We start from the raw sequence: 6,722 nt of genomic DNA on the forward strand, positions 1-6,722 counted from the left end.
CGGAGGATGTCTCCCATGGTGTCGATGGCGTCTTCCCCGCCGGCTTCCGCAGCCGAGATCGAGCGTCGGAATCCCCGCAAGCCCGACGAACGGGTCCCCCGCGCGGCCCTCGGGCTTCTCGGCCTGCAGCACGTCCTCGTGATGTATGCGGGCGCCGTGGCGATCCCGCTCATCATCGGCCGGGCGCTGAAGCTGCCGCCCGAGCAGGTGGCCATGCTGGTCAGCGCCGACCTGTTCGCCTGCGGCATCGTCACGCTGATCCAGAGCTGGGGCCTGCCCGGCATCGGCATCCGGATGCCGGTGATGATGGGCGTCACCTTCGCCGCCGTCGGCCCGATGCTCTCCATGGGGACGAACCCGGCGATCGGGCTGACCGGCATCTACGGCGCCGTCATCGCCTCCGGCCTGTTCGGCCTCGTCGCCGCCCCGCTGGTCGGGCGCCTCCTGCCGCTGTTCCCGCCGGTCGTGACCGGCACCATCATCCTCGTCATCGGCATCTCGCTGATGCGCGTCGGCGTGAACTGGGCGGCCGGGGGCGTCGGCAACCCGAATTACGGCGCACCGCTCTATCTCGGCATCGCGGCCTTCGTGCTCTGCGCGATCCTCGCCATCACCCGCTACGCCACGGGCTTCGTCGCCTCGGCCTCGGTGCTGATCGGGATCGCGCTCGGGATGATCCTGGCCGGCTTCGCCGGTCTGGTGGAACTCGACCGCGTCGCCGCGGCGCCCTGGTTCGACGTGGTGCGCCCCTTCGCCTTCGGCTGGCCGAGCTTCGATCCGGTCTCGATCGTCACCCTGTGCCTCGTGATGATCGTCGTGATGATCGAGTCGACCGGCATGTTCCTGGCGCTGTCGCAGATCACCGCCGATCCGGTCGACGGGCGGCGGCTGACCCGGGGCCTGCGCGCGGACGGGCTCGGCACCGTCATCGGCGGCATCTTCAATACGTTTCCCTACACCTCGTTCTCGCAGAATATCGGGCTCGTCGGCGTCACCGGCATCCGCTCGCGCTGGGTGACGGTGGTCGCGGGCTTCATCATGCTCGGCCTCGGACTGGTCCCGAAGCTCGCCGCCCTGGTCGAGGCCGTGCCGCAATGCGTGCTCGGCGGGGCCGGCCTCGTGATGTTCGGCATGGTCGGCGCCACCGGCACGCGCATCCTCGGCGGCGTCGATTTCGCGCGCAACCGCAACAATCTATTCGTCGTCGCGGTCTCGGTCGGTTTCGGCATGATCCCGCTCGTCGCGCCGAACTTCTTCAAGCAGATGCCGCATGCGCTGCATCCGCTGCTGGAATCGGGCATCCTGCTCGCCGCGATCTCGGCGGTGGGGCTGAACCTGTTCTTCAACGGATTCGGCGACAGGGCGGAATCCCGTGAGGCGGCGATCCGTCAGGCCGAGGTCGCGCAGGCCCACTGACGTCGCCCGCGGGCCCGTCGCCATCGATCACGGCCCCCGGCCATCGGGTCAGGGGGCGCTCACGCCCCATCGGCCGCGTCGTCGATGACGCTGACATGGGCCGCCACCACCTTCCAGCCGTCGGGAAAGCGCAGCCAGGTCTGGCTCTGGCGCCCGACCCGGCCGGGTGCGGACCCGCGCCGGAACAGCGTCATCGCCACGGCGCAGTCGCGGCCGTAGGTGGTGATGACGGTGTCCGCGAGGTCGCGGGCGAGCCCTTGCGGGGGCCGCGCCCGGCGGAAGGCGCGGATCGCGTCCATGCCGTAGAGATGTTCCGCCGCGCCGTAGCGGATCGTGCGGGGATCGTCGTGGAACAGCCGTTCGAGCGTCGCGACGTCGTTGCTCACGAGCGCCGCCTCGTAGGCCGCGAAGACCCGCTCGACCTCGGCCTTCACCGCGGGATCGTCGATGATCACGGCGTGTCCTCCGAAGGCTTGTTCTCCGAAGGCTTGTTCTCCGAAGGCTTGTTCTCCGAAGGCTTGTTCTCCGAAGGCTTGGCCTCCGGGGGCACCCCATCCAGGGCCGCGACCGGCGCCCGGACCGCGCCCGCGCGCTCGAGGTGACGCGCCACCCGTAGGCAGAGCGCCTCGTTCCAGGGTGCGGCGATGATCTGCACGCCGAGGGGCAGCCCGCCGTCGAGCCAGACCGGCACCGCGACCACGGGCAGGCCGATGAAGGAGATCGGCTGCGTGAACACCCCGATATTGGGCCGCACCGGCACTTCGATGCCGCCGAGGACGAAGGTGGTCTGGCCGGAGCGCGGCGCGCGGCAGGGCGTGCTCGGCGCGAGAATCACGTCGACATCGCGGAACAGGTCCAGCACGGCGTCGCGATACCAGCGGCGGAACCGCTGCGCCCGCTCGAGGAAGGGCGCGGGCAGCATCGCCCCGGCGATCAGCCGGTCGCGCACCGCCGGATCGAAGTCGCCGGCCCGGCCGCGCAGCCGGTCGAGATGCAGCGCGGCGCCTTCGGCCGCGGTGATCAGGTAGGCCGCCGCCCGCGCGCGGGCCGCCTCCGGGATCGCGACGCCGCGGTTCGCGCCCAGCGCGCGGGCGACCTGCTCGACGGCGGTAAACGCCTCCGGGTCGCCCCCTTGCGCGAAATAGCCTCCGGCCACCGCGATGCGAAGGTCCGCGACGCCCCGGTCGAGATCCGGGGCCGCGGGCTCGGGCGGGCGCGACGCGGCGGCGGGATCCTCGGGATCGGGCCCCTGCAGGGCGTCGTAGGCCAGGGCGAGATCTCCGGTCGAGCGCGCCATCGGGCCGAGATGGTCGAGGCTGCCCACGAAGGGGAAGCTCCCGGCCCGGCTGAGCCGCCCGTAGGTGGGCTTGAGCCCGAAGCAGCCGCAGAAGGCGGAGGGCACGCGGATCGAGCCGTTGGTGTCGGAGGCCAGCGCGACCGGCACCAGGCCGGCGGCGACCGCCGCACCCGATCCCCCCGAGGAGCCGCCGGACATGTGGTCGAGGGCGTGCGGGTTGCGTGTATTGCCGTCGTGGATGTTCTCGCCGGTGAAGTCGTAGGCGTATTCGCCCATGCCGAGGGTCCCGACCAGCACGGCGCCCGCCGCCTCCAGCCGCCGGATCAGGGCGGCGTCGCGGGGAGCCGGCGCCCGCTCGCGGTTGATCCGCGAGCCCGCCCGCGTCGGCAGACCGGCGACGTCGAAGAGGTTCTTGACCGCGAAGGGCACCCCGGCGAGGGGGCCGAGTCTGTCGCCCCTGGCCCGCGCGGCGTCGAGGGAAGCGGCGCGGGCGGTGGCGCGCTCGGACAGGCGGTCGGTGAAGCTGTTCACCGCCGGGTCGATGCGCGCGATGCGCGCGAGGGCGGCGGCGACCACGTCGCGGGCGCCGACCGTCCCCGCCGACACCGCACGGGCGATGTCGCAGGCCGGGGCGAGGCTCCAATCCGTCGTCGCGCTCACGCCGTGTAGACCGGGGCCGCCTCGGCGGTGTCGGGCAACGGAAACAGGGCGACGAGCGCCGCGGCGGCGTGCAGCACCCGCAGGTTGGCGACGACCGCTTCGTGCCAGGCCGGATCGAGGGCGAGGCCCAGCACGGGCGCGGCGGCGGCGGCGTAGGCGTCGAGATCGGGCGGCGGCGGGGCCGCGGCGTGATCGGACATCGGTTTCCTCGAGGATCGGGCGCTTCGCGGCCGGTCCGGTGCAATGGCCGCGCCACGGCCACCGCGCCCGCATCGCGGATCGTGGCACGCTGCCCCGGATGTCCGCCGGTCCGCTGGGGTCGAGCCGCGGCCGGTCATCCGGGCGCCGGCTCATGCGCGAGCATGCCGGCCCGACCTGACGCAGAGGTCGGTGATCGATCTCGCCGGCATGCTGCAGCGTGGCGAGACCACATCACGCGAGATCGTGCTGCCGTACATGTCCAAGATCCGGAAGCCCGATCACGCGGGCTCGGCCCTGTGTTCGATGCAGCAGATCAATCCCGATTTCCCGGCGATCGCCGGGCGGATGGATGCCCAGAGGGTGCAGGCCCGGGCGAGCGGCCAGGCGCTTCCGACGCCGTTCGGCATCCCGATCCTGGTGAAGGACAACGTCGGAACCGGCGACGGCTTGCGCACCCTGGCTTCGTCGGCGACGCTGATCGGCTCGCTGGTCGGCGACAGCGCCGCGGCGCCCCTCGGCAATGGCCGCCTCACCGTCAACGCCGACGACAGCTCCACCACCTATGCCGGCCGCATCGTCGATGGCGCCACGCCCACCGGTTGGAGACGGGGCGAGCTTCATCGGGACCGGCCTGCCGATCGACCGGCACGCCTTGGTGGCCGAGGCCGGCCTGTCGGCGGAGGTGGCGCCGAACACGACCCTGGGCGTGTCCTATACGGGGCAGGTCGGCCCCCGCGCCCAGGATCACGCCGCCAGGGGCAGCCTCACCCTGCGCTTCTGACGACGGGCCCGCAGGCCGCCGACGTGCGCCTCACCCCCGGCCGAGGGCGGCGATCACCGCGGCGGATCGCGAGACCCAGCCGAAGATGCCGCCCTGGGCCTTGATCATGGCAAGGCCCGCCTCGTGGAAGGCCGGGATGTACGAGCCGCAGGCATCGGCGACGACGACGCAGCGGTAGCCGCGGTCGTTGGCCTCGCGCACGGTGGTGTGCACGCAGACTTCCGTCGTCACGCCGCAGACGATCAAGGTCTCGATGCCGCGCGCCTCCAGCAAGGCCGCGAGTCCGGTCGCGTAGAAGGCGCCCTTGCCCGGCTTGTCGATCACCGGCTCGCCGTCGAGGGGAGCCAGTTCGGGGACAATGTCGTGGCCGGGCTCGCCGCGGATCAGGATGCGGCCCATGGGGCCCGGCTCGCCGATGCGCGCCGTCGGCGCGCCGCGCTCCAGCTTGGCCGGCGGCGCATCCGAGAGATCGGGCGCGTGCCCCTCGCGGGTGTGGACGACGAGGAGGCCGGCCCCGCGCGCCGCGGCCAGCAGGGCACGGGTGGGGGGCACCGCGGCGGCGAGCAGCGAGACGTCGTTGCCGAGACTCTCGCCGAAGCCGCCGGGTTCGAGGAAGTCGCGCTGCATGTCGATGACGACGAGGGCCGTTCCGGCCGGATCGAACGGCAGAGGCGAGGGTTCGGCCTCGAGAAGGGGGCGCGGGTCGGGCATGGGCTACCTCGGAGCGGTCGCCGCGGGGCTGTGGCCCTGAGATCGTCCGGGCCGATGCGGTGACGGGTGACGATGATGCCGGTGCGCCTTCGAAAAATCGTGCCCGATCACGGTCGGCGATGCACGAAGTGTCGCCAGGCTGGCGCCGGCCTGTGCATCGGGCGGCGGCTCCGCCCCCGCTCCGCCCCGACACGGGCGGCCGTGCTCGCAAACTTCTCCCGCTGCGAGCCCCTATCGGCACCATGGCCATTCCCTGCGCAGGATGACCAGGCGGCGGGCGGATCCGAAAGATTTTCGTGAATCACGCCGCGGCGGCGGGGGTACGTCCCGCAGATGCGACCGATCTCGACGCCGGCCCGACCCGGCCTTTCACTGACGTTCGCGACCGGGACCGGCCGGAAAGTGTTGCGGATTTACGACTTGTGCTGCCGCGCGGGCGTCCGGCACCAGGGCCTGCTTGATCCTGGCACCCCCGTTGCTGCCGTCCGACCACACGGAAGGTCGAGGAGAACGAAGAATGTCGGTCCGGGGGCTCGCGGCGGTTGCGCTGTCACTATTCACGGCCGGTTCGGCGATCGCGGCGGATCTCAAGGATAAGAGGGTCCCCGAGGAGGTGGCCCCGAAGGAAGTGCCGTTCTTCCTCTTCGCGGACACGCAGATCAGCTACCGCTACCAGTTTCCGACCGTCACCCCCGGCATCCAGATCCAGCGGCCCGACGGCAGCTTCCGCTCGCGCGAGGCGCCCAAGCACATCCTCAACATCTCGCACGCGGATGCCTGGGCCTACGGCACGAACTTCTTCTCGCTCGACATCCTGAAGTCCGGGTCGCAATTCCCGGCCGGCACGACCAACACGCCCGGCGGCGTGCCGGTGAGCTACGATTACGGCAACACCGAAGCCTACGGCCTCTACCGCGGCACGCTCAGCCTGAACGCGCTGACCGGCACCAAGGCCTTCGCCTTCCCGGGCATCGTCAAGGAGGTCTCGCTCTCCTTCGGCTTCGACGCCAACTCGCAGAACGACGCCTTCGGCTCGAAGAAGCGCGACATCGTCAGCGGCCTGAACTTCGCCTTCGACGTGCCGGCCGGCTTCCTGAACCTGTCGGTCCATGCCTACAAGGAATGGAACCGCAACGGCTTCAACACCCAGCCCGACCGCGACCAGAGCTTCAACACGGTCCCCGAATTCGAGATCGTCTACAGCCTGCCGCTGACCTTCACCGGTCTGCCGCTGACGCTGGCCGGCTTCAACAACATCGTCCTGCCCAAGGGTCGCGGCATCAGCGACAACCCGGCCGCCTACGCGTTCAACCCGCCGCGCGGGCTGGAATTCCTGTCGCGCACCAACCTCGTGCTCGATCTCGGCAAGCTGGTCTACGATCAGCCCAACAAGGTCGATGTCTTCATCGGCTTCCAGTACTGGCTGAACAAGTTCGGCAACCAGGAAACCGCGACCTTCAAGGGCACCGAGGAGAAGAGCTTCCTCGCCGGCGTGGCCTTCCACGTCTTCTGATCACCGACAGGAACGCGTAGCCGGATGATGGAATCGAGCGCCCGCCCCCGCCGCCTCTGGCTCCGTGATCCGCTGGCGATCCTGGCGGAGGGAGCCGGCGGCGGGCTCGTGGTGGAGGGCACCCGCATCGCCGAACGAGTGTC

The 6,722-nt window shown here is 71.1% G+C and carries 8 protein-coding genes; 3 read left to right on the plus strand and 5 right to left on the minus strand.

Annotated elements, in window-relative coordinates; all coding sequences use genetic code 11:
* The first annotated feature begins 15 nt into the window (after positions 1-15).
* Entirely contained in the window at positions 16-1,416 is a 1,401-nt protein-coding gene (locus HNR01_RS14085) for a nucleobase:cation symporter-2 family protein (RefSeq protein ID WP_183668126.1), read from the plus strand.
* Positions 1,417-1,475: 59 nt separating this feature from the next.
* On the opposite strand, the gene hpxZ is transcribed toward HNR01_RS14085, so the two are convergent.
* The 4 genes from hpxZ to HNR01_RS14105 all read right to left on the minus strand — a co-directional run bounded on the left by hpxZ (position 1,476) and on the right by HNR01_RS14105 (position 4,134).
* Positions 1,476-1,871: an oxalurate catabolism protein HpxZ gene (gene hpxZ / locus HNR01_RS14090; protein ID WP_183668128.1), complete on the minus strand. Its 396-nt coding sequence runs from the start codon at positions 1,869-1,871 to the stop codon at positions 1,476-1,478.
* Positions 1,868-3,373 carry an AtzE family amidohydrolase gene (locus HNR01_RS14095; RefSeq protein WP_183668130.1) on the minus strand — a complete coding sequence of 502 codons (1,506 nt, stop codon included), beginning with the start codon at positions 3,371-3,373 and terminating at the stop codon, positions 1,868-1,870. The genes hpxZ and HNR01_RS14095 overlap by 4 nt, the downstream gene beginning before the upstream one ends.
* Positions 3,370-3,573, minus strand: coding sequence for a DUF4089 domain-containing protein (locus HNR01_RS14100; RefSeq protein ID WP_017485033.1), 204 nt, complete (start codon positions 3,571-3,573; stop codon positions 3,370-3,372). The genes HNR01_RS14095 and HNR01_RS14100 overlap by 4 nt, the downstream gene beginning before the upstream one ends.
* 279 nt (positions 3,574-3,852) lie before the next feature.
* Complete coding sequence (locus HNR01_RS14105) at positions 3,853-4,134, minus strand: hypothetical protein (protein WP_183668132.1); 282 nt, start codon at positions 4,132-4,134, stop codon at positions 3,853-3,855.
* 20 nt (positions 4,135-4,154) lie between these two features.
* On the opposite strand from HNR01_RS14105, the gene HNR01_RS14110 reads away from it, so the two are divergent.
* A complete protein-coding gene (locus HNR01_RS14110) occupies positions 4,155-4,355 on the plus strand; it encodes an autotransporter outer membrane beta-barrel domain-containing protein (RefSeq protein WP_157914146.1) in 201 nt (66 codons plus the stop codon).
* Between the two features lie 30 nt (positions 4,356-4,385).
* Here HNR01_RS14110 and HNR01_RS14115 read toward each other — a convergent pair whose 3' ends face one another.
* A complete protein-coding gene (locus HNR01_RS14115; protein ID WP_096484640.1) occupies positions 4,386-5,066 on the minus strand; it encodes a cysteine hydrolase family protein in 681 nt (226 codons plus the stop codon).
* Positions 5,067-5,583: 517 nt separating this feature from the next.
* On the opposite strand from HNR01_RS14115, the gene HNR01_RS14120 reads away from it, so the two are divergent.
* Complete coding sequence (locus tag HNR01_RS14120) at positions 5,584-6,579, plus strand: hypothetical protein (protein WP_183668134.1); 996 nt, start codon at positions 5,584-5,586, stop codon at positions 6,577-6,579.
* Positions 6,580-6,722 lie beyond the last annotated feature (143 nt).

It is taken from the genome of Methylorubrum rhodesianum, assembly GCF_014199985.1.
Taxonomy (GTDB): domain Bacteria; phylum Pseudomonadota; class Alphaproteobacteria; order Rhizobiales; family Beijerinckiaceae; genus Methylobacterium; species Methylobacterium rhodesianum.

Excerpts from the sequence above, each read along its gene's own strand:
- HNR01_RS14085 (WP_183668126.1), top strand. The coding sequence starts at position 16 with ATGGTGTCGATGGCGTCTTCCCCGCCGGCTTCCGCAGCCGAGATCGAG.
- HNR01_RS14100 (WP_017485033.1), bottom strand. The coding sequence starts at position 3,573 with ATGTCCGATCACGCCGCGGCCCCGCCGCCGCCCGATCTCGACGCCTAC.
- HNR01_RS14110 (WP_157914146.1), top strand. The coding sequence starts at position 4,155 with ATGGCGCCACGCCCACCGGTTGGAGACGGGGCGAGCTTCATCGGGACC.
- HNR01_RS14115 (WP_096484640.1), bottom strand. The coding sequence starts at position 5,066 with ATGCCCGACCCGCGCCCCCTTCTCGAGGCCGAACCCTCGCCTCTGCCG.
- HNR01_RS14120 (WP_183668134.1), top strand. The coding sequence starts at position 5,584 with ATGTCGGTCCGGGGGCTCGCGGCGGTTGCGCTGTCACTATTCACGGCC.